The following is a 25,307-nucleotide window of genomic DNA, read 5'->3' as shown; positions in this document are numbered from 1 at the left end:
TCTTATTTCTGACAGTGAGGACAGTAGTAAGTCCCTCGCTGAGCAAGTGTGATCTTCTTAACTTCTGTCTCTTTACAAAGTCCACAAATCTTTTGATAGAACACCACAAGATTTTTTACACCTTCACCTTTTTCACCAAAGGCATCTTGATAGCCACCAGAAAAAGTTGTGCCTCCAGTGCTAATGGAATCATCTAAAACAATCTTTACTGCCATAAAAACTTTTTCAAGCTCAAGCTTTGTAAGTGTCTTCATCCTACGAGTTGGGCGAACTCCCGCACGTGCGCATATTTCGCTGGCCATATAATTTCCCACACCTGAAAAAAAGTTCTGCTCTAAAAGAAACGGTTTTAAAACTTTATTAGGACGCTCTTTTTTAAGCATCAAAAGATACTCAAGTGTAAACTCTGCTTTAGAAACATCTGGTCCTAAGCGCGTAAGCCAAGTCGCTTCATTTGGTGGAGAGTAGAGATGAAAGACTCCAAAGCGTCTTGGGTCGATGTAGCCCAAGTGAAGTGGGCCTTTGGCATTTGTGCCAATGAGTTTTATATGCGTGTGCTTTTCTGTAATTGGCTGCGTGGCAATTCGCCACGATCCCGACATCCCTAAACCTGAAATTGCACGCCATTCATTTCCGTCTTGATCAGTGAAAAAAAAGCGCAGAACTTTTCCTTGGCGCTCCACACGCTCAAGAGTCATGCCTTTTGGATTGAAGTCCTTATCTTTCACAATCGAATCACTCACGTCCGAGTATTCGACGTCTTCGATCTCCATTGGGAGAACGTGGGAGAGTTGTGATTTGATGGTTTCGACTTCTGGTAATTCTGGCAATGTGTACCTAGCTTATTGTTATTATTAATATATTTATCTTAGGTTACTTTAATTAGTCCTTATTAGACCCTTTTAACACAGGTAAACAGGACGAACAAATTTGACTTCGTTTCTTATGGTGATTAATATTGTTGTAAATAGAAATTGTTTCGAGGTGATTTGTTTGGATTATATAAGTATTTTTAAGACATATAATATTGTGTTGGAAGAAGACTTGGTTGTTAATAATAATTTATCTATTCATCGAGATACTAGCTACGTACATACATACAATGTATCGAATATTGGTGCAGACCACTATATGCTTCATGATCATTTTTTTAATAAATTCCCTAGGCTTTCTTCTCTTCCTGAGAAACTAGCGAATTCTGAAGTTATACTGAAATCAAAGAGTTCATCATTTGACCATAATTCGAATCCTTTTGATTTAGATACATGCTCTTTGCTGAGTATTGCTTTGGCAATTTTGTTTGATAACTACTTTGTTGTAGGAGGAGAGCTGTTTTATAATACGAGAGATGGTAATAAGTCTAATCATCTTGCCCCTTGGACTGGAGTGTTTAAAGGTGAAAAGAATCAAAATATTTTAGATTCAACGATGTTAGATGATTTAAAAACAAACTATGAGCTTGTTGAAAAAGCCTTTAAAGTATCCCTCGCAGATGATTTGATTACAAAGTTATTCTTTTATTTCTTACGTGTAATAACAGAAGCTCCTTCATATCAATTCACAGTTGTAAAAATGGGGATACCTAACATCATAAATCCTGAAGAAAGTCCTATTGTTAACGCAGCTATGATGTTTGAGTATGTTTTCACTAAAGAAGGTTATAAACTGGAAGATGGTGTTAAGCTTTGGAACACTAGCTTTAGCTCATACAATGTAAACTTTGATGAAATTCGATTAATTCATAAGTACCGTTCCATCAAGGTACATTCTAATGCTACTGGTGCTAAAAAGATAATTGATGTTTGGAAAAGGCAAAATACAATAACGAATGATAAACTAATCCCAAAGCTAGTCGAAATGTCTATAAGAAATAGTCGAGTCATTGTTCGTGGAGTCGCGAGTGATTTGCATGGGTTTAAGGCTTTTATCCAGAGCCTGCCCTAAGACCCATTTTCTCTCTTTTTATAATTACTTATGTTAAGTACATTTGAATTGTCCTGAATGTCGTTAATATGATTATTTATATTGAATTTGTAGTCGGAGTAAAATCGCTAGAACATCCCTTGGGCCAATCTCTCTTCTTATGACTTGCTCTGCATACTTTATTAATTCATTGGAATCTTGTTTGATACTTTCTTCTTGTAATAATTCTTCTAATTTATTTGTTTTCAAATGACACTTTGTGACAATAAGGTAATCACATGTAAAACGTATTTTTATTTCTTTAGGAAAGGTTGACAAAAATTATCAAGATACCATCTTGTAACAGAAGGCTGGCACCTTTGTAATATTAACTGTTTAAATAAGGAGAACAAATTGTCTAAGGTACACTTTTTAAATGTCGGTGATGGAGATTGCTCAATTATAGAGCATAATAGTGGAAGAAACACTATGATTGATATAAACAAAGGAGGCATCAAGTCAAAAGATGCAACTGTCAATTTATCAGATAGTAGAGGTGTCTCTGGAAACTTTAATCAAAAGGCAAATCCAACAGACCCTTTAGAGTTTATGGTAAGAAAATCTATCAATCAATTATTTCGTTTCATTTTAACTCATCCTGATATGGACCATATGGGAGGGCTTGCTAAGCTCTTAAACTCTGTTGATGTTTCTAACTTTTGGGATACAAAAAACAATAAGGAGATTGATACAGATAGCTGGGATAATTCACCGTATGCTAAAGAAGATTGGGACGCATATCAAGCAGTAAGAAGTGGTAAATATGAGGGCCTTACATATCTTTGCCTCAATTCCGGAGCAACTGGTACATTTTATAACGAAGGAAGTACTGTTGTTGACAATGGTGACGGACTATATATTTTAGCACCAACAAGTGAGCTAGTTGAACAAGCTAATACTTCGGGTGATTTTAATGATTGCTCATATGTCATCCTTTATCTTTCAGCAGGGTTTAAAATGATTTTTGCTGGTGACTCTGAAAATAAGACTTGGGATCATATTCTTGAAAATTGGAATGAAACTGTTAAGGATGTTGACGTATTAATAGCACCTCACCATGGTAGAAAGTCTGATAGAAAATGGGACTTTATTGATGTCTTAAAACCTAAGTTAGTCTTAATAGGTAATGCTCCATCTGAATACATTGCTTATGATAAATATAAGAAATATGGCAGTATTATAACTAATAATCAAGCTGGAGACATAACTCTAGAATTTAGTTCTGACAGTATCAGTATATATGTAGCAAATAAGAGCTTTGCTGAAAAGTTTGAAAACAGTTTCTATAGCAATGTTGAAGATGCATACTATATCGGTTGTGTTGCCAAAATTCAGGGGACGTCGATTAGTTTATTAATAGACTCTTCTTCGTATTCTGAAAATAGGTTATAAAGTGGAAACCAGGAACTTAAAGTGCCCCATCTATTGGGGCTTTATTTCTTCTATATTGTTAGCAGATATAATGTTTATAAATCTTCTCAGGACAGGAAGTTATAAGACTTTATATATAGAAGATATAGTACCTCAAAGTGTTTTTCTTTTATTGACTGTAATCGTTTCGCATATATTTTTCCCTGGAATAAAAGAGAAGATAATATTTCTGCGCTTGAGAGATGAGCTTCCGGGATGTCGAGTATTTTCAAAGCTTCTAAAGAGCGATAATCGTATAGACTATGATGAGCTAATTGATTTCTATTCACCTGTTCCGAGTGAGGGCCGAAAACAAAACTCTTTTTGGATGAAAATATATAAAAAGTATAAGTACGACCCTATGGTGTTTGAATTACATAAAAAGTATCTATCTCTTAGAGATTCGTTTGCAGCATTACTCTCTATTACAATTCTTGGACCAATATTTTTAATAATATTTTATGACTTTGATATTCATAGAGTACTAATTTTTTTAGGTTGGAATATCTTAGCATTGATTGCTTTAGGTCTTGTTGTGAAGAATAGAGGTGAGAGGTTTGTAGCGAGTGTCGTTGTACATGACTATTGTTAGTCCCAATAGCCCCAACTTTAATAAATGATAAGAAAGTAATATAAATAGTTACAGCCATTGAGAAATGGCTTTTCCTTTTATTGACCACAGACCAAAACGATTCTAACCTTTTAGGTCCACCGTTGCCTTTTCCTCTGGTAATTTTGGCACTTTGAAAATCCTCTTTTGTGTGAGGAGTAACTTAACATTTTCGAAAATTTTTTTTGACTTTAAAGTCTTGAGGTCCAGTTTAGGTTGGAGTTGTAAGGTGTTCATTTTGTTATTGGGGTGGTTTGAGATGGTGTGTATGTGATTGGAATTGTAGAGGTTTTGGTGGTGTGTGTGGGTTAAGTTTTGGGTGGGGAATGGCGATGGGGAGTTGGGAGATAGAAGTATGACTAAGGTATCTAAGACTAAATTTAAAAATGAGTTTCTTAAATTTTCAAAACATATGGAAGAGTATTATAAGCGTTTCAATTCAAAGTCGAGCCTAGATGAACTTGGAAAAAACTTTTTTAAAAATTTATTTTCTACCTCAAAGAAGAGTGAACTCTTTGAAGACTTATGGTCATCTTATCAGTTACAAAGATTGAAGTTTTCGAGTGAGAATAATGGGGCTACGAAGGCATTTGATTATATGTTTTATATGCTTTTCGAAGAATTGAAAGCTTGTAACCGCGAGATAAAGAGATTGTTATCTCTTAAATATGATCTTTCAAATAAAAGGAATGTGGAAGCTCACAAAGATAAATTAATGAAGAGCTTAATCTATTTATTAAATAATACAAAGTTCAAAAAATATTTTTCTAAAGAACTTATAAGAAAGATAATTGATTGTGTTGACCTTGAAGAAAGAGCACATGAGTATAATGAACAGGTCAGAATTAATATAGCATCTATGGGAGAGGTATTCTTTAATAGTCTCAATAGTTTTTTAGGAAAGTCGGCTCCTTGGTTAGACTTTGTTGTTGAGATATTTCAGTTTGCTAAGATCAAAAGATTTAGTGAGTAAATTTAGAATCTATAAGTTAGGTTCCAGGTATTTTATCTTTTCGTAAGGTTAACGAAAAGGCACCTGGAATTAAAACTCAGAATTCAACAGTAGAGTGATAGGAGTCTTATAGTAGAGGTTAGGGAAACTCTTCAGTATACTAATAATAGAGGTTAAAGTGAATCATTACTTAGTTAATTATGCAATGTTAGAGAGTATCAACGTCAGAAAGAAGGGTGATGTTTACGATAATTGTGCATTATTATTTGCTGCAACGTTAAATACTCAAAACATGTTTAATCCATTTACTGTTGAGGAGGGTAAGGAGATTTTTTTAAATTACCTAAATTTTGATTTACCGGTCTCTGTAGTTCAGTTGATTTTAAATAGAGCAAAAAAGAAGTTCGACTTCTTTTCTAAAAAAGAAGGTGTTTATACTCCTAATAGAAGCCAAATTGTAGATACGACATCTGACTTTATAGATGTAAAGAATGAGGTTCTAAGATCAAATACTAAGTTACTTGAAAGCTTTGTTAGCTATGTAAAATCAAATTTTGAAAAAGATATGTCAATTGATCAAGCTCAGGAAGCATTAGTAGCATATCTCTCAAAGTATCAAGTTGAGATTATTGATTTTTTCGCCGTTGGTGGGGAGGTCGAAGTTAAAGGTAAGTCCTTAAATAATATAAGCTTTTTATTTAGTAGCTTTTTAAAGCATATTAATGAAAAAGAACCAGAGATTTTTAAGTATTTCATTTCTCATGTTAAAGGTATATTTTTAAAGAATTATATGACTTCATCAGATATGAGAGATAACCAAAGTAATCTGAGTAATGTTACATTTTACTTAGATACTCCTCTCATTTTAGGACTATTGGGCTTTAGTGGCGAGAGTAAACAAGTCGTAATTGAAGAGATGGTAGAACTTTGTAATAGTCTTAAAGCTAAGATGGCAATCTTTGAGTGTACTAGGACTGAGTTTGAAAACATATTAAAAGCCTGGGCAAACGATCTTGAAAGTAAAAATTTAAGAAACTTTAGGGACTCAACTCTTCAGTTGCTCCGAATGAATATGTGGGATCATGAGTTTTTAAGAAATTATTTAAGTCGCTATCATTCTGTTCTAAGTAAAAAAAATATTTCCGTGGTGAGAAATCCAGAGTTTACAGAAGATTATCAAATTGATTCCGAAGGGTTAATAAACTTTTTACAATCGGAAGCGAATAATGAATATTTAGCCGTAAATCATGATGTGAGATGCGTCGGACAAGTAATCCAGTTGAGAGAGTACAAGCGTAAGTCGACATTAAAAGACAAGAGCCATATTTTTGTAACTACAAGCAACTTTTTGGTCTCTAATGTAAATCAATTTTTAAAAAATGACTTTGATAAAGAATCTTCTCCTGTTATCGCTAATGATATCTGGGTAACAAATATGTGCTGGATGATGAACCCTGACTTGTTTCCTGATTGGGCGGAACATTTAGTAGTGTCTAATTATCAAGCTATAATTCATGAGGATGATAGATTTTGGAAAGAGTTTTTAAATAGATTCAGAATGCTAAGAGATACGCAGAAGATCTCGAAAGAAGATTATGATCTTGTAAGAAGAGACTTCTTTTTAAAGAAGTCTGTTAAAATTCTTTCTGTGACAGAAGGGATGAGTTACAACGATGAGCATGTCTTTGAGTTAATGGAAAAGACAAAGAATCGAGTTCTAAAAAGGAAAGATACAACGATTGAATCTCAAGGAAATATAATCCTTTCATATAGAGGAAAGCTTAGAAAGGTATGTGATTTGTGTGCTTTGTCGATCAGGGGACTTCTTCAATTTGTTACGGTAGCTATTGTATGGCTAACTGGATATTATGCAACCAAAGGCTCTGGCTATGAAGAATGGGGGCATGCTTCCAGTGTCATCGGTATAGCGTTCTCATATTTTGGTTTTGCAATAAAAGACTTTGGTTGTAACTTGGAAAGAAAAGTTTCAGACCTTTTATACAGTAAGATTGGTAGCTATTTAGAAAGAAAGAAACTATGAATGTCGAGTTCTTCTTTGATTATCGCGTAGCTTTAATTCTGTTTTTGTGTAAGCTTGTTAGTTGGCCATTATGTTTTGAATAGTATGGTTCCAGGTGTTTTTTCGCAGAGTGATGGAAGGGCACCAAGAACCAAAGTTAAAGAATCCTGCTAAGGTAAAAGAGTTTGTTTTGAATGTGGGGGGCTTAGAGGATGAAATAGTAAGTTTATGACTCCTAACGAATTAGATGTCTTATGTGCTTTATCGTTGACAATAAGTAGAGGAAAAGCATTTGGAAACCAAACTTCAAATATAATAAAAGTAATTGAATTAGATAATATTCAATATATTGAGGACTAAGTATGAGTAATAAAAAGGAAGAATGTTTTGTTATAATGCCAATATCAGGAAATGATGATAGAAGTCAGGACCATTTTCTTTCGGTTTATCATGATATAATTAGACCTGCTTGTGATATCGCGGGGTTTAAAGCGATTAGGGCAGATGATGTTAAGTCAACAAACTTGATACATGTAGATATTATTAAGAGAATAATTGAAGCACCGCTAGCAATTTGTGATCTATCAACGAGGAACCCTAATGTTTTGTTTGAGCTAGGAATCAGACAAGCATTTGATAAACCTGTTGTATTGATTCAAGAAAAAAATACGAAAAAGATATTTGATATTAATATTTTAAGAATTTATGAATATAGTTCTTCCTTGATATATAAAAATGTACTTGAAGATCAGAAAGAAATATCTGATAGAATTAATGATACAATGAAGAACGTTCAAGAAAATGGTCACATAAATTCTTTGATTAAATTACTCTCGATTCCTAATCCTGCTCAGATTCAAGATACTCAGCTCAACTCAAAACAAGTTTTTGAAATTATTGAAATGCTAAAAGGGGAGATTAGTGAAATAAGCTCTTTTCAACGAAAAATTCAGTATGAGTCTAAACGGGGAATAAGAGGTAGTAAGAGAATTATGGACCCTATGGATTTTTTTCAAAAGCTAGATAGATATCAAGAGCTTTTCAAAGATTTCAAGCGAAAAGAGGGGGTCGTAACAGATAGCTTTAAAGAAAAAATTTCATCAGATTATCAAAAAATAACTGATTTATACCTCAATAATGGAGATAGAGACTATCGAGAAATTGCAGATCGTTATAGTGAGCTATTAACTGAAATTAATAGGTATAACAGTAATTTATTTTCTTTTTAATTTGTTAGAACTAATGAGGAATATACATTTAAATAGAAAAAGGCACCATGTGCTCTTTCTTAATGCAAGGTTAATGAGTATTCACCTAAAGCAAAATTCTATTTTTATGATGTTCTCGAGGAGAAGCGTAATGGAGAGTGTTTATAGTTTTACTAATATGATTTTGGAAGATTACAAAAATAATGTGTCTTTCAAAAGTATCATATATAAACCAATTAAGATAAAAATATCAATTGCATCAATTTTTATCTCATTTATACTTTTCGTATACTTCTTTATAGAGGTTAATGGAGACTTGAGGGAGATGAATAAGTATGGTTATTTGTTTTTACTCTCTTCTTTCTTTAGTGGATTTGTTTCAGGGAGATTGATTAGTAGGCATATCAAAGAAAATTATAAAATTGATACTGGATGGCAGCCTTGGGATTGTTATGAACTATTTCAGTATCGTTCTAAATTAATGAAAAAAATACTAGAAGAGAATAAGGTTTATAAACTAGAGAAAATAGATTTACTAATAGAGGATGTGATTGTTCAATGTGAACAAACAGAGCCAGTTAAAGTATTGGGGCTTGATGGTATTTCAGCTTTTATTATTATTGTTTTTACATCAGCATTTAATCGTGTTTTACAAATGGTAAATAGCATAGATGAAATTATTATTTTATCAATAGGAGTATCATTTATTTATGTAATTTATGCTCTTTTATTTAAGTCTGCTTTTGGTAAAGAGAGCCCCCTCAGATTTTTTTTCTTTAAAGATAATAATCAATATAATGATATTTTAAACTTGTTAAAACATCAAAGAATGATAATTAAGGAAAGAAAATAATATCATTGTATTATTTTCTTTTTAAATAAGGTTCTAGGCTAGGTTCTAATTGTTTGCAAAGCTCCGTCGATTTGTAAACATAGCTCCATATATCTTTCTTTAAGCAAGGGGATTGGAAAATCACCAAGAACCTAACCTAATCTTTCGGAGCTGTAATGAGTAATTGTATATTTTGTGAAATCCTAAAAAGTGAGGCTGATGCTAGCTTTGTTTACAAGAATGACAAGGTCACGGCATTCATGGACCTCAATCCAATTAATAAAGGGCATGTATTGGTTATCCCTAACGAGCACCATGAGAGATTTTCTACAGTGAATAGCGATATGGTCGGAGAGATGTTTAATGTAGCTCAAAATATACTAAAGGCCATAGAGAAGTCTGACATATCTTGCGAGGGAGCGAATCTTTTTCTTTCAGACGGAGAAATCGCTGGCCAAGAAGTTCCACATTCTCATCTTCATATCGCTCCAAGGTTCACAGGCGACGGGCATCGAATGGGCTTTTCAGGCACTGATCCTGATGAGTCATCAAGAGACAAGTTAAATGAAACGGCTAAGTTAATAGCTGATAAGCTTTAAAACAGGTTTCTAGTAACCTGGGTCTAGACTGAATTGTGACAATTATGGGATTTAAGTTATAATCTATTTATGGAAATCAAATTCTTAGTAAGCGGAAACCCTGAAATCTGCAACACAATCCTGCGCTCACTTCCAAAGTGGTTTGGAATTGAAGAGGCGATTGTTGATTATGTAAATAAGTCTAAAGAAATGGCCATGCTTGTTGCTTATGAAAGTGATGAGGCAATAGGCTTCTTAAGTATCAAAGAACATGGTGAATTAAGTTGTGAAATTTATGTCATGGGAATTCTCTCAAGCTATCATCGCAAGGGTATAGGTCAAAAACTTGTCGCCGAAGCTGAAAAAGTTATGGCGCAAAAGAAATTTGAGTTTCTACAAGTGAAGACTGTCGATAGCTCAAGTGAAGATGAGTACTATAAGAAGACGAGGCTCTTCTATGAGGCCCTAGGCTTTAAGAAACTCGAAGTTTTTCCAACTCTATGGGATGAGCATAATCCGTGCCTATTACTTGTTAAGAGTTTAGTTTAGAAGAGAGGGATTATATGGCATCATTTATATATCACGGGGTACCAGTGGATTTTGAAGGTCAGTGGCTGCACCCACTCTTTGATCTAAAAGAGAGAATGCCGCATGTTTTTGAATCGGAAATAAAAAAATATGATGATCATCCTAAACGTAAAAAGCTTCCCCTCAAGAATATTCCTAAGTTGAACTGTCGCAGAGGAGAGGTGCTTCATTGTTCATCCATACACCCTTCTTTAGTATTTCAAGCATTAAAGTCAGTCTTTCCTGATATTAATAAGTCAGTAAAATTCTTTAAGATTCCAGTTTCAAGCTTAAAAGAGTTAGACTTGGTAATCTTTGATATGAATAGACCAGAGTATGAATTCGGACTAGAGACAGACCCCGATTCATGTTTTGAAATTATCAATCATGATACTTATGAAGAAATTAAAATCGTACCTCCTGAAGCTTTGAGCTTCTTTGAAGATTGGAAAAGCAGAGGCGAGAGAAGTGCACCTGCATGGGGTAAGGTACCGCACATCTTTGTTAAAGGTTCGATCGATACTTCAGGTCTCGAAATTATTGATTGGAGAGATCCTGTTTAACCAGGTAAACTTGGTACGCGGACACCTTTTGCACTTTCAGCAAGTTAGATCATTTTTTTAGTTAAGAATTAAAAAAATGCCCATTAAACTAGAGTAAAGAGCTGAATAATTAAGCTGAAAGCTTCATTTGAATGAACATTATAATAAAATAGCTCTAGATTATAGTCATGGGAGCAAGTAAGTGATTGGTTTTGCGAAAAGTGTCCGCGTACCTAAAAGCAAAAGTGAAATTGTCATAAATCATTTAAGAAGTGACTTAAAAATAAAATGAAAGTGAAATCATCGTAATCATCGTAATCAGAGTAATCGGCCTTTTTGGAAATTTAACGAAAAAGTATCACGTACTATAGATAAAAAAGGGGCACTTAATTTGTGCCCTTTTTAATCTTATTCCTAATTTAATGCTACGAATTCGCCATCTTTAGGTGACTGAACACGATCTTCTTTTCCTCTTTCTTTAAGGTATGTATGCAAGCTTTCACGAGTCGTTAGGCAGTGGTTTACTGCCTCATGATGTGTCGTGATAATTTGAACATTCTTTGTGTAGTCAACAACGGTTTCAACATCTTTTTCATCCATAATGATCGGAGGGAGACCTTCAATCACGGCACCACCAGCATTTAAGAGAATGGTATCTGGATTATGAGTGTCGATGACCTCTTGTACGTCTTTATTCCAAACAGTATCACCCGCAATATAGAATGTTTTTTCATCTGGATGTTTAAATACAATTCCACATACTTCATCGAGAAGATCAACAGCTTCTACTACCTCTGGTGTTCCATGAAGGCCTGAGGTTTTAATCATAGTAATCCCTTCCCATGTTGTTTCACCATCAAGAACTTGTACATTTGTGAATCCATTGCTTTCTAAGAAGCTCTTCTCTTTTTCATTTTGAGAAAAAATGAGACGATCTTTTGAAATGCTATTACTCGCTTTTTCATCCCAGTGATCCGGATGGACGTGAGTAAGAATGACAGCATCTACATTAGTGATCTCTTTAATTGGTAGAGGTAGTTCTACTAATGGATTACGTAGGTGAGAGTTTGCCGTTCCTTCGAATCCTGGAAAAGACTCTTTGTCTGAGAGCATAGGATCTACGAGGATTCTCTTTCCTCCATAGTTAATGATAACGGTTGCATTTCTAATTTGTTGAATTCCTGAATTTGTTTTCATAGTTTCTCCTTTTTCAGAACTATGGTAAAGTGTGGAGTAACTCCATAGTCAAGGTGCATATGAAAATAAAAGAATTAGAAGAAAAATCAGGGTTTACACGTGATACCATTCGATATTACGAGAAGATTAAGATTCTTAATTCTCCAGCAAGGGGCATGAATGGTTATCGTGAATATAGCAAAGATCATGTTAATGACCTTCTCTTCATTAAAAGTAGCAAACGAATAGGGTTATCTCTTGATGAAATAAGATTGGCCCTGGTAAATATGAGAAAACTTGGTCGTCTTTGTGATGGTGTAAAAGATGACCTTGGCCGAAAGAAAAAAGAGATAAGACAAGAGATAAAAGAAAAAGAGAATGCTTTGAAAGAGATTGATAAAATATTAAAGAGGCTATCTTAGAAACTTGGTACCAAAGTTTAATCTAAAAAATCAGGATTAAGATCCTGCTCAAAGATCCACTCTACAACGTCGTTGTAGTGCTCGATGGACTTGGCCTTTTTCACTTTCTTATAAACTTTATGTTCGTTTTCAAAGATATCTTTGAAGTAGAGCCAATGGCCTCGCATCTTTTGTAGGTAGTCTGATTTGGCATTATCCATTGAGAGGTATTCTTCAGTCATAAGCTTATGCATTTCAATGAATTTTGCGAGATAAGTTTGCTCATTAAATTTTGAGCCTTTGATTTGTGCCATGAGGGCAGGATTTGAAAGGCCCGCGCGTCCTACCATCCAGCGATTAATCTGCGGAAATCTTGCCTTATAAGTCTTGAAGTCTTCAACTGTATTAATGTCACCGTTATAGCAAGGAGGTGTATTTAAAAGAGGTAGGCACTCTTCAAAAGCATCAAGGTCAACACCGCCAACATAGATCTGTTTTCCGTAGCGAGCATGGATTGTGAAATCATTAATTTCTAATTTATTAATCATGGGAATGATCTCTTTAATTTCTGAGACATCCTCACGCCCAAGGCGAATCTTAACCGTAAATTCGATGGGACACTTTTCTTTAATTCCCGTTAAGAGCTTTTCTACTTTTTGAGGATGAAGAAGAAGTCCTGAGCCTTTTGTTCGATTGGCCACCATTGGATATGGGCAGCCCATATTCAAATTAACTTTCTTAACACCAAAGTCTTTATAGATATTGGCTACATATAGGAATTGATCAATTTCCTTTGTAAGAATTTGGGCCGTGGTAGGAATGAGATTCTTTTCTGGAAGAACATCGTGGAGTTGACGCTCATTGAGTTCATTTGATTCTTTCGTCACGATATAGGGAGCGATGGCACTATCGGCGCCAGAAAAGGTCTGCTCCAAGGCATTGCGATAAACATAGTTGGTTACGCCGCGAATAGGGGCGAGGACCAGGTGATCATTAAAACTCATTTGTCTTTATTACTCTAAATTTATTATTTGTCATTCAAATGATTGATAATTTCAGGGTTAAGCATTTGATACGATCTTGAAATTGTCATATCACTTCCCACTGTGCTTCTATTTTTGTATCCGTATATCTCAGCACCATTACCTCCAACCTGAATGAGTGTACCGATATAATATGTTTGCTTGTATGGGTTTTCGATATCTTCTTCAGAAAGATCTGTATCGATTAGAAGAGCACCGCCACTTGCACCAGAAAATGAAACAGTTTCAAAAGTAATACTTGAGATGTGATTAAACTCGTCTGATAAAGACCTATTAAGGTGGTTGTAAGTAATTTGGTCGTCGTAAGTTAAGACCTCTCCATTCTTTCCAAGGTAGTCATCAGTGCTATAACCGGCAGCGATAATTTTTGATTTCTCATTATAGAAAATCATATCACTTGGGTCGAAGGCCACTTCATTCTCATAAAGAGCAGGTGTAATCGTTGAAAATGGAATTTTGTACTTCATAGAAAGTAGAGCATTGTCATGGTCAAGGTTTAAGTCTTCTAGAGTAAGGTCTGCTGCGATTTTCTTTCCACTCTTTGTCGTCGTTATCCATGTGATATATTTGATATCATACTTTGACTTTGTCTTTGTATTTCCAAAGCAGTGTCCAGCGGAGCTAATTGTACGGCTAGATTGTCCCGGTTTGGCCGCAATTAATGTTCCCGAACAGCTCGCTCTATCTCCATTTGAAAAACGAATATCAATTCTTCCTACCGCATCTAAAATTTTTGGTGAGTTCTTATTCTTTTGCTTTCTACGATCGATCTTTTTAATTTCGCTTAGGTCTGTATTGATATCAAGATTGCCTCTCTTAATACGAAGGGCATTTGTCGCAACTTCTATAAGCTTAATATTTCCGATGATCTCAGCTGAAGGGTCGATGCTCTTCTTATTAAAATCGCAGTCACTTGCTAGTGTATTAAAAGTAAACACTGTCATTAAACTAATCAAATTTATAAGTGAAAGCTTCATATAAATCCCTTAATTATAGGTAGTTTAGCTATATATAGAGCAATTTGAATGCCAGAAATAGGGTTCCATTACCTCCTCTGGATATAGTGTTGCTACGATCGTAAGAAATAAAATAATCTTATTATATAATCACTTAATACTTATTTTTCTTATCCATAAAGTTTGATCATTATTAGTTCAACTAAATGGAGGAAAGAATGAAATCTATCATTATCATGGCCTGTGCGCTCTTATCACTAAATACTTTTGCACAAGATATTTTCACCGCTAAGGGGAAGGCCCTGTACTTTCACACTCATTCACGAGTCGCTAATATATTAGCAGGTAAGCATGCTGAGCTAGATGCATTTGAAATGGCCCTTGATTCTATTGTTAATATTTGTGGGGGCGAGAGCTTTAGGCTACATGACGACGTTAAGTTTCATCATCGTATTGACTTCCAATCACCAAGTATAATGGCGACTGCTGAACAAAAGTTTTCTTGCATTAATTTCTAAAATTTTCTGTTTCGGTTATACTAAGAGAAATTAGTTTAACTAGGACTTAGATTTGGAAAGAGATTTGAAAGATGTGGGCCACTTTGTTGATATTACAGAGATCAATGATGATCACTTTAATGAAGAATTAAAGGTTGGTGGAACAAATGCAAATATGTCAAAGCACTTTGGATTAAAAAGAGTAGCGGCACATTACTTTAAAATTCCACCGGGGTACCGAACATCTGAGCCTCATGCAGAAAGCTTAGAAGAAGAATTTGTCTATGTGATCTCTGGCGAAATTGATCTTTGGTTAAATGGAAAGATTAGAAAAATGAGCAAAGGTGACTGCATCGGCTTTCCTGCGGGGACAGGTGTCGGTCACTGCTTTATCAATAATTATGATTCTCCTTGTGAGCTATTTGTTTCGGGGGATCGAACTAAACCCGATAACCAATACCACTTTCACTTAGATCCTAGCTTAAAAGCTGAGTGCGGGGATAAGTGGTGGGACGACATGCCCAAGCAAATTCTAGGGGGACATGATGGACTGCCGGGAGAGTTTGATGAGAGCTTAAGAGATGATTCTATTGAGGTCTATAATGGATTTGATAACCTAACGAATGATAGCTTTTCTTATCCAGGAGATACTGAAACGTTCTCAAATGGTGTTTGCTTAAGCCGAAAATTTGGGATGAAGAATATCGCAATTTGGCTTGAACGAATTCCTGTGGGGAAGAGGACGTCATGGCCTCATGCCCACTCTGTGGAAGAGGAGTTTGTCTTTGTTCTTGAAGGTGAGCCTCATGTCTACCTAGATGGTCAGGAGTCAGTTGTTAAACCATTTACTGGCATTGATTTTAAGGCCGGCTCAGGTGTTGCCCACACCCTTATTAATAAATCTAGCGACTTTATTTACTATCTCTGTGCAGGGGAGTGTGAGCCTGACAATGATAAGATCTACTATCCAGAGCACCCTGCTCGAAACGAAGAAATGCGCCAGAAGGGTGAATTGTGGTTAGAAAAGGCTTCTCGTTCTTAAAAAAATCAACTTTTCAACCTATGTAAAGGAAATCAAAAAATGGCCACGCTATATTAACTCCATAATCAACAAACGATAAAGGAGAAAATATGCGTATGTTATTTAAAATTTCAGCTTTACTACTTACTCTTGGTCTAGGAACTAACACTCAGGCCAAAACAAACCAGAAGGTCCTAATTGTTGTCACAAGCCATGATAAATTAGGAAACACTGGCAAGAAGACAGGTTTTTGGTTACCGGAATTAACACATCCTTATTACGAATTAATTAAGGCCGGTATTAAAGTTGATATCGCCAGTCCACAAGGTGGAAGTGCACCGATTGATATGAATAGTTTTGCCGAAAAGGACAGCTATAATGATCGCTTCTTAAAAGATGCGAGTCTTATGGCCAAGGTTATTCGCACGATTCCACTAGCAAAGATTAATCCAAAAGATTATGCAGCTGTGATCTATAGTGGTGGCTCAGGTGCAATGTGGGACTTCGCCAATAATAAAGAAGTCAATCGCATCTCAAAAGAGCTTTATGAAATGGGTGGAGTTGTCTCAGCAATTTGTCATGGAACGGCCGCGCTTTCAGATATCAAATTATCAAATGGAAAGTATCTTATTGATGGGAAGAAGTTCGCTGCTTTCACAAGAGAAGAAGAGGCTTTGATTGAGCAACTTGATATCATTCCTTTCTTATTAGAAGAAAAGCTTGCTCAAAGAGGTGGAAAGCATATCTATGGTAAGGCCTGGAGTGAAAATGTTATCGTCGATGAAAGATTGGTTACAGGACAAAATCCCGCATCTGCCAAAGAAGCAACTCTAAAAGTGATTGAGCTGATAAAGAAGTAGGGGGCATTTCGCCCCCCTAATTTAGTTTGATACTCTCTCCATCTTCAGGAATGATGACTCTCTTACTTGCTTCTTTACCTATTAATTCCTTTAATTCCCTTCGTGATAGGCGGCAATGATCAAGAGCATCCATGTGGTTTGCAATGATTGTTCCTGTGCTTATCTCGATTAATTTCTTTATGTCTTTCTTAGGAAGAAGTAGTGGTGAGCCAATATCAAATTGGGCAACTCCTGTTGGCGCTACGATATAGTCAGGTTGTTCTTGTTTGATAAACTCAATAATTCGAGGTGTAAGAACAGTGTCTCCCATAAGGTAGAGAGAAGGTTGATTTGGTAATTTAATAAAATAACCAACTCCATGCTCAAGAAAAGGATAGAGAAAACCTCTTACGTGTTGGGCCGGAATTTGACGAATTGAACCATCAAAGAATTTATCTTCTTTTTCAAGTGGCCATGATTTGATTCCTTTTGATTCTAAGTATTTTGCATCTTTTTGAGTCGCAAATGTAGCGATATTTTTTCTTCTTAAAAATTTTCTACCGGCACTATCAAGATGATCGAAATGCCCTTTTTGACAATGAGTAATTAAGGCATGAGTAATCTGTCCCTTTTGCTGATGAAACGTTTCCGGAAGTTCAACTGTTGGGTTCTTTACGCTTGAACCAAAGAAACGAAGACGTGGCAGCATGCCTTTATTAGCAAGCATTGGGTCGACTAAAATAAGATTTTCTTTGTAGCTAATCAAAATTGTTGCATTTCGCACTTGAGTTATTAACATATAAGCTCCTTTGAATTTATAATAGGGTATGGAGTAACTCCACAGTAAAGGGAAAATATGAATATTTCTGAACTTGAGAATATTAGTGGTTTATCAAGAGATACGATTCGTTATTATGAGAAGATCTCATTAATATCACCTCCGCAAAGAGATATTAATGGTTATAAGATCTATACAAAGATAAACTTGAAAGAGATTCGTTTTATCTCTAGTGCAAAGGAATTGGGCTTTACACTAAGTGAGATTAAACGTGGGATGGACTCTTTTATTAAAAAGGGTAAGCCTTGTGAAAATTTCAAAAAGAATCTTGAACAGAAGAAGGCCTTAATCAAAGATAGAATTAGTGAAGATAAGGCCAAGTTAAAAAAGATCGAAAAGTTTTTAAAACTAAATTAATCCATCTAACATACTGATATCTTGAAAAAGTGGCGCGTACCTTCTTGTCAATACTATTTGGTTAATATAGCCTTTGAATTGTTATGGTTAAGACAAAACACCTTCTAATACAATTTCTTATTCTCTTTATATGGTCTAATCTGAGTATTGGAAGTGAGATCAAAACAATTGAGATCTCAACGCCTGAATGGAAAGATTTTACAAATAAAGATGGAACTGGCCTCTACTTCGAAGTTGTTAGGAAAGCTTATTCACTCTCTGATATCAAAGTTAACTATACCTTCGTTCCTTGGCCTAGGGCCGTTAAGTATGTGAATGAAAATCACAAAGATGCCATGCTTGGAGCATACAATACAGTTAAAGAGTCAATTTACCCTCAATATCCTATTGATGTTGAGTACACACTAGTCGTCTTCAAAAAGGGGACTTTAAAAGACTGGCAGGGCCCAAAGAGTTTAGCTGGTAAAAGAGTTTACTGGGTTCGTGGTTATGATTATCACAAATATTTAAAAACTAAGATGGACTGGAAAGAGCTTCAGGATACGGATAATGGTCTTAGGCTTTTAGAAAAGGGACGTATTGATTTCTTCATTGATTCTAAAAATACGATTATGCCGAAATTTAAGGCGCTAAAGCTAGACCCTTCCAAGTACGTAATGAAGCCTGTTATTACAAAGAACCTCTATGTTAGATACGCTCGTACAAAGAAGTCTGAAGAGCTAATTAAGATCTTCGATAAGAATATGGAAACTCTTCTAAAGTCAAAAGAGCTCGAAAAAATCTATCAAAAGTGGAATCATGAAATGCCTGATTTCTCAAATCTAAGTAAGTAGTAAGTAAGAGTTTCATAATATTTAAAATTAAAATTAAAAAAATAAGATTTTGAAGCTATATTACTAGTCATGGAAGAGAATTATACAGATATTTTAGAAAGGATTTATTCCGAGATTTCACCTATTATCGGAAAAGGTAAAGTTGCTGACTATATACCAGAGCTTGGAAAGATTGATCCTAATCAATTTGGAATGTCTATTTGTACTAATGATGGACACGAATATATTATTGGGAATGCCCAAAAAGCGTTTTCTATTCAATCTATTTCTAAAGTTTTTTCTCTTGTTCTAGCTTATCAAAAACTAGACGCCAAACTTTGGTCACGTGTTGGCCTAGAGCCATCTGGAAATCGTTTTGATTCTCTTGTTCTTCTTGAAAACGAAGAAGGAATTCCTCGCAATCCATTTATTAATGCCGGTGCAATCGTTGTTATCGACACACTTATTGATCTCTATAAAGATCCTGTAAATGAAGTTTTAAAATTTATTCGTGAGTTAAGTGGAAACGAAAATATCTTTATTAATGAATCTGTTAGAATGTCAGAGCTTGCTACTGCCAATCGAAACTATGCGCTAACGTACTTCATGAAAAGCTATGGCAATATCAATAATGAAGTATCGAAGGTAATTGATATTTATACAACGATTTGTTCCATTGAAATGTCATGCGTTGATCTGGCCAGATCGTTTAGGCTTTTTAGCTCAAATGGGCAAAACCCGTGGAATGGAAAAAAGATATTAACTAAGAGCCAAAATAAGAGAATGAATGCCATAATGATGACGTGTGGCCTTTACAACTCAGTCGGTGATTTTGCATACCGAGTAGGGATACCTGCTAAGTCTGGAGTTGGAGGTGGAATTGTCGGCGTTATCCCAAATGAAATGTCTATCTCAACTTGGTCTCCTGCTTTAGATTCCACTGGTAACTCTCTGGCCGGTATTGAAGCTTTGGAATTATTTACAACTTATTCTGAGCAGTCGATCTACTAATTACTTAAAATTGTAGCAGACACTCTTTTGCTTTGAATGGAGCGAATTCTCCACCATTAAGTAACTCTTCAAAACATGGGGCCAAGTCGTCTTCAGATAGATTCTTATCTGCCGTTAGTTCCAAACAATTAAATGTATAAGTTGCAAAGTCCTTTGTCTCTTTTGCCATTGCTGTACAAAATTCAGCAGCAGGGGCACTAAAATTCGAATTAGCTGCGTAACTTAGGCAGTGATACCCATTAAACGTTGAGTAGTTTGCCAATACATCACACGTTTTTAAAATATTATTATCAAATTCTTTATTTACAGAAACTTCAACACAAGCAATAGCATTGACTGAATTCTCTTTAACTTTCTTTGCGATATTAATGCAGTTTTGAGTGGCATTCTTTGGAAATTTTTTACCCGCAGCTTTTTCTACACAAGTCATGCCATAGAATACTGAGTGGTTTGCAATTTCAGAGCAGACAGGAATTACATTGATATCGAGAGGCCCATCATTTTTAATAATTTTGTTACAAAGAACAGTGTCTTGCGCATGGTTTTTACCAATCTTCTTACATAGTTCTTTAGTCGCAACACTTAATTCACTTTCACTAGCAAATGCAAATGATGAAAGAGCAAAGATGATGATGTATTTTCTAATCATAACAATTCCTAGGTAACCCATTTTTGTTTAATATAGATTAGGGGGCTAGGATAAGTACAGCGTAGAGTTGAATGTATGTATAATTTATTGACTGAAAACTTAGATTTTCGTCCAACACATATAGCGCTCATCAGCAAGTTCTAGTAGCTGTTGATCCTCGGCCGTATCACCATATGCGTAGATTTTATCGAAACTAGATAGGTCATACTTCTCTTTGACCCTTTGTGCCTTCATATGGCCTGTACAGTCCCCACCGTAATAGCCACCTGTATATTTGCCATTCTTAGATTCTAGGGAAGAGCAAATAAGATCAAAACCATTAGCTTCACACCAAGGAGCAAGATAGAGATCCAAAGAGGCCGACACAATAACAATTTTGTTTCCTAGCTTCTTATGGCGATCGATCTCTTCTTGTGCATTAGTTCTAATAACCTTTGGAAGAAATGATTGAGAAAAGTTTTGGCCTTGGTGCTTAAGAGTTGTGGTGCTTTGTCTTGAATAGGCATATCTAACGATAAGCGCACGCATCGTTGGGCCTGATAAGAGTTTTAACTTATAAGCAAGAATAAAAGGGGATAGTAGGAGCTTTCCAAGACGTAATTTCTTAGGACCTACTGAATAGAAAATAAATTCTGTAAATGTGTCTTTGAAGGTAATTGTTCCGTCAAAATCAAAGAGGGCCAAATTCATTTAGAAATTCTAAGGTAAGGTATTCGGCATGTCATGAAATAAAAAAGCCCTACTCAGTGAGAAGGGCTTTTTTGTTATGCCGCACACGCAACGATATGCTGTACGCAGAGTGGTCATTCTCCAACAAGAACTAGCACTAAATTTATATTAGCAGTAAAACAGATTCATAGTTTTAATTTTGGTTAATTTTTCATCAAAAGATCAGCTACTTATATGGTTAACCTTGAGATAAGAATTGCTCAATACTCTAGATTAAATAAGTCTTATGGGGTAGTATTCCACTAAATTTGGGGAAGACTTGAACGTCAGCAATAAAGCAGTCCATGCATACATAAATTACATCGTTGAAAATAATGATGATCCAAAGGTTTTCTTTGAAAATCTAGGGCATGACTATGACATTATTAGCGATGAAAAAAAGTATATGACGTGGAATGATTACCGTCTCATTACTGAAGCTTTAAATGATAAATATGAAAAGTTTTACGAGGCGATGACGAAACATGGACTCACTAATAAGTACGTAAAACGTGTCTTAGATATTCTTTCACGAATGATCAGCTTTCGCTTTGTGGGTGACTTTATCTTAAAATACTCATTTAAGACGTTCTATACAGACGCAGTTAAGATCGAGTTAATAGAAACAGGCAAAACCACATTTGATATTAAGCTGACCTTTGATCGTCCTGAAGATATTTTTCCAGTTTTTGTGGATATGTATCGAATCGTTTTCTTGGCCTTGCCAAAGCTAGTGTCTGATTCGATGTCATGGGATGTCGAAATAAGCCAAGATAAAAATATTCTAATTTATCACGTTAATGAGCACATGGGGGCGCCTTCAATCTTTGCATCCCTCCAAATTGTTATCCTAAGGTTATTTAAGCTCGATAAGTATTATAAGAATCTTATAATTGAAAATCTTCAACATACTAATGATCTTGAAAAAAAGAATTTAGAGCTTGAGACGGCCGAAAGGAAAATCCGCGAGGCCCATAAAGAGGTTCTACTTGCCAATAGAATCATAAGTCACGATATTGCTAATAAAATGCTCATTGTTGAACATGTGAAGAGATTAATCGCACGTGGCGAAATTGAAAAGGCCAGTCAAAAACTAGATATCTATTATAAGTCGGTTAAGGGAATAATTGAAAATACACGAAATGTGGTTGATGATAATTCTAGCTCATTTTTGATGACTGATGTTGTTGTTTGGGACTTATTAGAAGAATTAATTTTTGAATACCAAGATCAATCAGTAGCGAAGAATATTAAGTTAAGAATTGAATCAGAGATTGATAAGAGCTTTACTATCAGAACTAATAAAGAGGCTTTTAAAGATAGTATCTTGGGTAATATCCTACAAAATGCAATTAAATTTTCGCCTGAAGATTCTGAGGTTTGTTTTCGAATTGAAATGACTGATAACGAGTTCTTCCTTTCATGTAAAGATAGTGGTATCGGGATTGATTCAGGTCTTGTTAACGAAATTAATAGAAATGAGGATAAACTCTTTAAAAGTACTCTTGGAACTCATGGTGAACAAGGGCGAGGCCTTGGCCTTTTTATCATCAGAAAAGTATGTCGCGAGTTAGGTCTTAATGTAAGATTTGTTTCAGAGCTAGGTCGTGGTACAAAAGTAATTATTTCCAAAGAAATCGCTTAATAAAATATTTATACCCAAACAAAAAGAGAATCGTGTTGTTTCATCATGTGATGGCAGGGGACATCCACTTCTTTTATATTTGGATAGATTTTAAGAGTATGATTTAGGGCCATCGAAAGATTAAATTCTGAAACTTTATGCTTTGAACTCGTTATGACTGGTACAAAGCTACAGGCAATTGCTTTGGTTGAAATAAAGCACCCTTCTACATCATCTTTTTTTAATACGTATAACACATCCGCCTCAAGACTTCCTTTCAGAACAAAAACGAGAGTAGCATCATCTCTTAATTGTTTATGAAAAACACTAGGTAGATCATAAGCTCCGGCCGTAAAGATTGCTTTGTCATAAGGAGCATCTTCAAGGAAGCCCTTTGTTCCATCTCCTTCAATTACTTTTACATTTTTAATGCCCATTTTATCTAATGATATTCTGGCCGTCTTAACTAGTTCTGGAATAATTTCAACACTTATAACTTTTCCTTCTCTTCCTACAATATGTCCCATCAAGGCAGCATTCCATCCACTTCCACAGCCAAGTTCAAAGACTTTTTGACCTGGCTCCAAATTTAATAAATCGAGGATTGTTAGAACGAAAGAAGGTTGAGAAATTGTTGAGACAACTTCTTGGTTGCCAAATATCGCCAGTGGGTGATCGGCATAGAGTAGAGGAAGGTAGCGCTCCAAATTATCATCATCTAAGTCGACCCAGTTATCTGGATAATCCTTAAATTTAGAGATGAAAAGATGTCTAGGAATTCGGTAATAAGCATCGATCACTTCTTCTGATAGGCCAGTATTTTGAGCGATAAATCGATCTTGATGATTTTTAATTAACTCATTCATGAGTATAGATTATTGAAAAATTGAAATTTTCTCAAAGCAAGTTTGGTAAAGTAAGAACTTAAGAAATATTAGGACTTCGTTGTCATGAGTTCTTGTTTCGTTTATATTTTATTAATGAAAATTGAAACACAAAGACTTCTTTTAGCAATTCCTGAACTTGGTGATGAAGTTGCCACTCTTGAATTTTACAAAAATAATGAAAACCATCTTGCTCCATGGGATCCCAAGAAACCCGATGACTTTTTCATGTTAGATTACTGGGCAAAGAAGATTCAAGATGCCAAAGATGAGTTTCAAAATAAGACATCGGTTCGATTCAATATTTTTTTGAAAGAAAGTGGTGAATTAATAGGTATGGTTAACTTCACAACACTTGAGCGTGGACCTTTTCAGAATTGTCGTGTTGGTTATAAATTAGGTGAGAAGTTTCAAGGCTTTGGATATATGAACGAAGCACTTTCTTGTGGGATCAATTATATGTTTAATGAACTAAATTTTCATCGAGTTGAGGCCAATTATATTCCTGAAAATATTCGAAGTAGTAAAGTTCTTAAATCCCTTGGATTTGAAGAACATGGCATTGCTAGAAACTACCTTATGATTGCAGGAAGCTGGCAAGACCATGTTCTCACTAGTAAAATCAATCCAAATTGGAAAGAATAACTAAGTTAAGGCAAACTTGGTATTTCTGATAATTGCTTCATAATCTCTTCTTTTGTTTCAAGAGTAGATAGAAAAGCGATAATATCGTCACGATCTTGTTTTGCAATATCGATTCCAAGCTGAACCTTACCCATGATGTAGACGGCCTGGTCAAGATTTGCAACACTTCCATCGTGAAAATATGGAGCAGTCTTAGTTACATTTCTAAGCGGTGGAACCTTAAAGAACTCTTTATCATCTTCATTCTTTGTAAAATTATAACGGCCTAGGTCCCTTTTTTCGGATTTTGTATACTTGTAAGGATCTTCAACAACACCAAATTTCTGATACATCTCACCACCAACAAGTTGACCACTATGACATCCAATACAGCCATAATCGATGAATTTCTTAAGTCCTCTCTCTTCCTGTACTGTCAGACGCTTAACATTTCCATCAAGATAATCATCAAAACGAGATGGCCCAACAAGTGTTCTCTCAAATGCACCAATAGCTTTTGCAGATAAGTTAACAAGAGACTTCGCATCTTCACTTTCTAGTTTTACATTAAATGCTCTAAAGAAATCTTGAGCATAATTATTGCTAATTAACTTCTCTTTTAAGTGCTCTTCATTATCAAGGTCAAAAGGGACTTTGATAAAGAATGACTTTGCTGCTTGCTCCTCAACATCTTGTCTATTTCCATCCCAATGTTGTGAGATTTGACCTGCAGTATTTATTAACGTTTGTGCATTTCTAGGAGCAGAACGATCTTTTGTCCCTCTAGACTTTTGAAGGCCATCAGAGAAGTGTAGCTGTGGTAGGTGACATCTTGAACAGCTAACAGTCCCATCCTTACTTAAGCGCGTGTCATAAAAAAGCTTTTGCCCTAAGGAGATAACTTCTTCTTTTGGTTTATTCTCACCAAAATAAGTGAGCTTATTTAAGCTCTCTCCAAAAAACTCGGATAATGGTGGCCTTGTCGTTTTGCAGGATGTGAATAATACTAGACCAATTAATAATATTTGTTTCATTTTCTTCCTCTTATCAGGTTTATTAGTTATGTTTTCTAGTCTTTCGAAGCATTAGCATCTTTTGTTACATAATTTTTTTAAACTTAATAATTTCATATATTTACTAAGATGATTGACTAAAATGCTAAAGTAAGTTGAATTTTGAACCGATA

The 25,307-nt window shown here is 35.2% G+C and carries 29 protein-coding genes; 19 read left to right on the top strand and 10 right to left on the bottom strand.

Going from position 1 to position 25,307, the window contains the following annotated elements; genetic code table 11:
- Positions 1 to 2 precede the first annotated feature (2 nt).
- The gene (locus tag ABMA70_RS05070) at positions 3 to 830 is read right to left on the bottom strand and encodes an Fpg/Nei family DNA glycosylase (protein WP_392991166.1); all 828 of its coding nucleotides are present in this window, start codon (positions 828 to 830) and stop codon (positions 3 to 5) included.
- A 163-nt stretch (positions 831 to 993) separates the two neighbouring features.
- Here ABMA70_RS05070 and ABMA70_RS05065 point away from each other — a divergent pair, with 163 nt between their 5' ends.
- Complete coding sequence (locus ABMA70_RS05065; RefSeq protein ID WP_392991168.1) at positions 994 to 1,944, top strand: hypothetical protein; 951 nt, start codon at positions 994 to 996, stop codon at positions 1,942 to 1,944.
- 72 nt (positions 1,945 to 2,016) lie between these two features.
- Here the strand turns inward: ABMA70_RS05065 and ABMA70_RS05060 are convergent, their stop codons facing one another.
- Complete coding sequence (locus ABMA70_RS05060) at positions 2,017 to 2,172, bottom strand: hypothetical protein (protein WP_392991170.1); 156 nt, start codon at positions 2,170 to 2,172, stop codon at positions 2,017 to 2,019.
- A gap of 144 nt (positions 2,173 to 2,316) precedes the next feature.
- Here ABMA70_RS05060 and ABMA70_RS05055 point away from each other — a divergent pair, with 144 nt between their 5' ends.
- The 9 genes from ABMA70_RS05055 to ABMA70_RS05015 all read left to right on the top strand — a co-directional run bounded on the left by ABMA70_RS05055 (position 2,317) and on the right by ABMA70_RS05015 (position 10,702).
- The gene (locus tag ABMA70_RS05055; RefSeq protein WP_392991172.1) at positions 2,317 to 3,354 is read left to right on the top strand and encodes a ComEC/Rec2 family competence protein; all 1,038 of its coding nucleotides are present in this window, start codon (positions 2,317 to 2,319) and stop codon (positions 3,352 to 3,354) included.
- 214 nt (positions 3,355 to 3,568) lie between these two features.
- A complete protein-coding gene (locus ABMA70_RS05050; RefSeq protein WP_392991173.1) occupies positions 3,569 to 3,964 on the top strand; it encodes a hypothetical protein in 396 nt (131 codons plus the stop codon).
- Between the two features lie 373 nt (positions 3,965 to 4,337).
- Complete coding sequence (locus tag ABMA70_RS05045; protein ID WP_392991175.1) at positions 4,338 to 4,955, top strand: hypothetical protein; 618 nt, start codon at positions 4,338 to 4,340, stop codon at positions 4,953 to 4,955.
- Between the two features lie 157 nt (positions 4,956 to 5,112).
- On the top strand, positions 5,113 to 6,975 hold the full coding sequence (locus ABMA70_RS05040; RefSeq protein ID WP_392991177.1) for a hypothetical protein: 1,863 nt from the start codon (positions 5,113 to 5,115) through the stop codon (positions 6,973 to 6,975).
- 341 nt (positions 6,976 to 7,316) lie between these two features.
- Positions 7,317 to 8,183, top strand: coding sequence for a hypothetical protein (locus tag ABMA70_RS05035; protein ID WP_392991178.1), 867 nt, complete (start codon positions 7,317 to 7,319; stop codon positions 8,181 to 8,183).
- Between the two features lie 130 nt (positions 8,184 to 8,313).
- Positions 8,314 to 9,015, top strand: a complete 702-nt coding sequence (locus ABMA70_RS05030) for a hypothetical protein (RefSeq protein WP_392991180.1) — start codon at positions 8,314 to 8,316, stop codon at positions 9,013 to 9,015.
- Between the two features lie 155 nt (positions 9,016 to 9,170).
- On the top strand, positions 9,171 to 9,593 hold the full coding sequence (locus tag ABMA70_RS05025; protein WP_392991182.1) for an HIT family protein: 423 nt from the start codon (positions 9,171 to 9,173) through the stop codon (positions 9,591 to 9,593).
- Positions 9,594 to 9,662: 69 nt separating this feature from the next.
- Positions 9,663 to 10,121, top strand: a complete 459-nt coding sequence (locus tag ABMA70_RS05020) for a GNAT family N-acetyltransferase (RefSeq protein WP_392991183.1) — start codon at positions 9,663 to 9,665, stop codon at positions 10,119 to 10,121.
- Positions 10,122 to 10,135: 14 nt separating this feature from the next.
- Positions 10,136 to 10,702: a hypothetical protein gene (locus ABMA70_RS05015; RefSeq protein WP_392991185.1), complete on the top strand. Its 567-nt coding sequence runs from the start codon at positions 10,136 to 10,138 to the stop codon at positions 10,700 to 10,702.
- Between the two features lie 393 nt (positions 10,703 to 11,095).
- Here the strand turns inward: ABMA70_RS05015 and ABMA70_RS05010 are convergent, their stop codons facing one another.
- The gene (locus ABMA70_RS05010; RefSeq protein WP_392991187.1) at positions 11,096 to 11,878 is read right to left on the bottom strand and encodes an MBL fold metallo-hydrolase; all 783 of its coding nucleotides are present in this window, start codon (positions 11,876 to 11,878) and stop codon (positions 11,096 to 11,098) included.
- Positions 11,879 to 11,937: 59 nt separating this feature from the next.
- Between ABMA70_RS05010 and ABMA70_RS05005 the strand changes: the two genes are divergently transcribed.
- A complete protein-coding gene (locus tag ABMA70_RS05005; RefSeq protein WP_392991189.1) occupies positions 11,938 to 12,279 on the top strand; it encodes a MerR family transcriptional regulator in 342 nt (113 codons plus the stop codon).
- Between the two features lie 17 nt (positions 12,280 to 12,296).
- Here the strand turns inward: ABMA70_RS05005 and ABMA70_RS05000 are convergent, their stop codons facing one another.
- Positions 12,297 to 13,262 carry a tRNA-dihydrouridine synthase gene (locus ABMA70_RS05000; RefSeq protein WP_392991190.1) on the bottom strand — a complete coding sequence of 322 codons (966 nt, stop codon included), beginning with the start codon at positions 13,260 to 13,262 and terminating at the stop codon, positions 12,297 to 12,299.
- A 23-nt stretch (positions 13,263 to 13,285) separates the two neighbouring features.
- Positions 13,286 to 14,278, bottom strand: coding sequence for a hypothetical protein (locus tag ABMA70_RS04995; RefSeq protein WP_392991191.1), 993 nt, complete (start codon positions 14,276 to 14,278; stop codon positions 13,286 to 13,288).
- A gap of 197 nt (positions 14,279 to 14,475) precedes the next feature.
- On the opposite strand from ABMA70_RS04995, the gene ABMA70_RS04990 reads away from it, so the two are divergent.
- The 3 genes from ABMA70_RS04990 (at position 14,476) to ABMA70_RS04980 (ending at position 16,635) form a co-directional block, all read left to right on the top strand.
- Positions 14,476 to 14,775 carry a hypothetical protein gene (locus ABMA70_RS04990; RefSeq protein WP_392991193.1) on the top strand — a complete coding sequence of 100 codons (300 nt, stop codon included), beginning with the start codon at positions 14,476 to 14,478 and terminating at the stop codon, positions 14,773 to 14,775.
- 52 nt (positions 14,776 to 14,827) lie between these two features.
- Positions 14,828 to 15,796 carry a cupin domain-containing protein gene (locus ABMA70_RS04985; RefSeq protein ID WP_392991195.1) on the top strand — a complete coding sequence of 323 codons (969 nt, stop codon included), beginning with the start codon at positions 14,828 to 14,830 and terminating at the stop codon, positions 15,794 to 15,796.
- 89 nt (positions 15,797 to 15,885) lie between these two features.
- Positions 15,886 to 16,635 (top strand): type 1 glutamine amidotransferase domain-containing protein, encoded by a 750-nt coding sequence (locus tag ABMA70_RS04980; RefSeq protein WP_392991196.1) that lies wholly within the window; start codon positions 15,886 to 15,888, stop codon positions 16,633 to 16,635.
- A gap of 16 nt (positions 16,636 to 16,651) precedes the next feature.
- On the opposite strand, the gene ABMA70_RS04975 is transcribed toward ABMA70_RS04980, so the two are convergent.
- Positions 16,652 to 17,413, bottom strand: a complete 762-nt coding sequence (locus ABMA70_RS04975) for an MBL fold metallo-hydrolase (RefSeq protein WP_392991198.1) — start codon at positions 17,411 to 17,413, stop codon at positions 16,652 to 16,654.
- A gap of 57 nt (positions 17,414 to 17,470) precedes the next feature.
- On the opposite strand from ABMA70_RS04975, the gene ABMA70_RS04970 reads away from it, so the two are divergent.
- The 3 genes from ABMA70_RS04970 (at position 17,471) to ABMA70_RS04960 (ending at position 19,632) form a co-directional block, all read left to right on the top strand.
- Positions 17,471 to 17,809 (top strand): MerR family transcriptional regulator, encoded by a 339-nt coding sequence (locus ABMA70_RS04970; protein WP_392991200.1) that lies wholly within the window; start codon positions 17,471 to 17,473, stop codon positions 17,807 to 17,809.
- A gap of 83 nt (positions 17,810 to 17,892) precedes the next feature.
- A complete protein-coding gene (locus tag ABMA70_RS04965; protein ID WP_392991202.1) occupies positions 17,893 to 18,642 on the top strand; it encodes a substrate-binding periplasmic protein in 750 nt (249 codons plus the stop codon).
- 69 nt (positions 18,643 to 18,711) lie between these two features.
- On the top strand, positions 18,712 to 19,632 hold the full coding sequence (locus tag ABMA70_RS04960; RefSeq protein ID WP_103216628.1) for a glutaminase: 921 nt from the start codon (positions 18,712 to 18,714) through the stop codon (positions 19,630 to 19,632).
- Between the two features lie 4 nt (positions 19,633 to 19,636).
- On the opposite strand, the gene ABMA70_RS04955 is transcribed toward ABMA70_RS04960, so the two are convergent.
- Together ABMA70_RS04955 and ABMA70_RS04950 are read right to left on the bottom strand one after the other, a co-directional pair.
- Positions 19,637 to 20,281, bottom strand: coding sequence for a hypothetical protein (locus ABMA70_RS04955; protein ID WP_392991204.1), 645 nt, complete (start codon positions 20,279 to 20,281; stop codon positions 19,637 to 19,639).
- Positions 20,282 to 20,380: 99 nt separating this feature from the next.
- Complete coding sequence (locus tag ABMA70_RS04950) at positions 20,381 to 20,971, bottom strand: HAD-IB family hydrolase (protein ID WP_392991206.1); 591 nt, start codon at positions 20,969 to 20,971, stop codon at positions 20,381 to 20,383.
- A 298-nt stretch (positions 20,972 to 21,269) separates the two neighbouring features.
- Between ABMA70_RS04950 and ABMA70_RS04945 the strand changes: the two genes are divergently transcribed.
- Positions 21,270 to 22,634 carry a HAMP domain-containing sensor histidine kinase gene (locus ABMA70_RS04945; RefSeq protein WP_103216631.1) on the top strand — a complete coding sequence of 455 codons (1,365 nt, stop codon included), beginning with the start codon at positions 21,270 to 21,272 and terminating at the stop codon, positions 22,632 to 22,634.
- An 8-nt stretch (positions 22,635 to 22,642) separates the two neighbouring features.
- Here the strand turns inward: ABMA70_RS04945 and ABMA70_RS04940 are convergent, their stop codons facing one another.
- Positions 22,643 to 23,479: a protein-L-isoaspartate O-methyltransferase gene (locus tag ABMA70_RS04940; RefSeq protein WP_392991207.1), complete on the bottom strand. Its 837-nt coding sequence runs from the start codon at positions 23,477 to 23,479 to the stop codon at positions 22,643 to 22,645.
- A 114-nt stretch (positions 23,480 to 23,593) separates the two neighbouring features.
- Between ABMA70_RS04940 and ABMA70_RS04935 the strand changes: the two genes are divergently transcribed.
- On the top strand, positions 23,594 to 24,142 hold the full coding sequence (locus tag ABMA70_RS04935) for a GNAT family N-acetyltransferase (RefSeq protein WP_158246771.1): 549 nt from the start codon (positions 23,594 to 23,596) through the stop codon (positions 24,140 to 24,142).
- Positions 24,143 to 24,147: 5 nt separating this feature from the next.
- Here the strand turns inward: ABMA70_RS04935 and ABMA70_RS04930 are convergent, their stop codons facing one another.
- The gene (locus ABMA70_RS04930; RefSeq protein ID WP_392991208.1) at positions 24,148 to 25,155 is read right to left on the bottom strand and encodes a cytochrome-c peroxidase; all 1,008 of its coding nucleotides are present in this window, start codon (positions 25,153 to 25,155) and stop codon (positions 24,148 to 24,150) included.
- Positions 25,156 to 25,307: the final 152 nt, after the last annotated feature.

The sequence above is a fragment of the Halobacteriovorax sp. XZX-3 genome (assembly GCF_043196495.1).
GTDB lineage: Bacteria > Bdellovibrionota > Bacteriovoracia > Bacteriovoracales > Bacteriovoracaceae > Halobacteriovorax_A.
The sequence above is the reverse complement of the archived record's forward strand: the minus strand, read 5'-3'. Positions and strand labels throughout refer to the sequence as shown.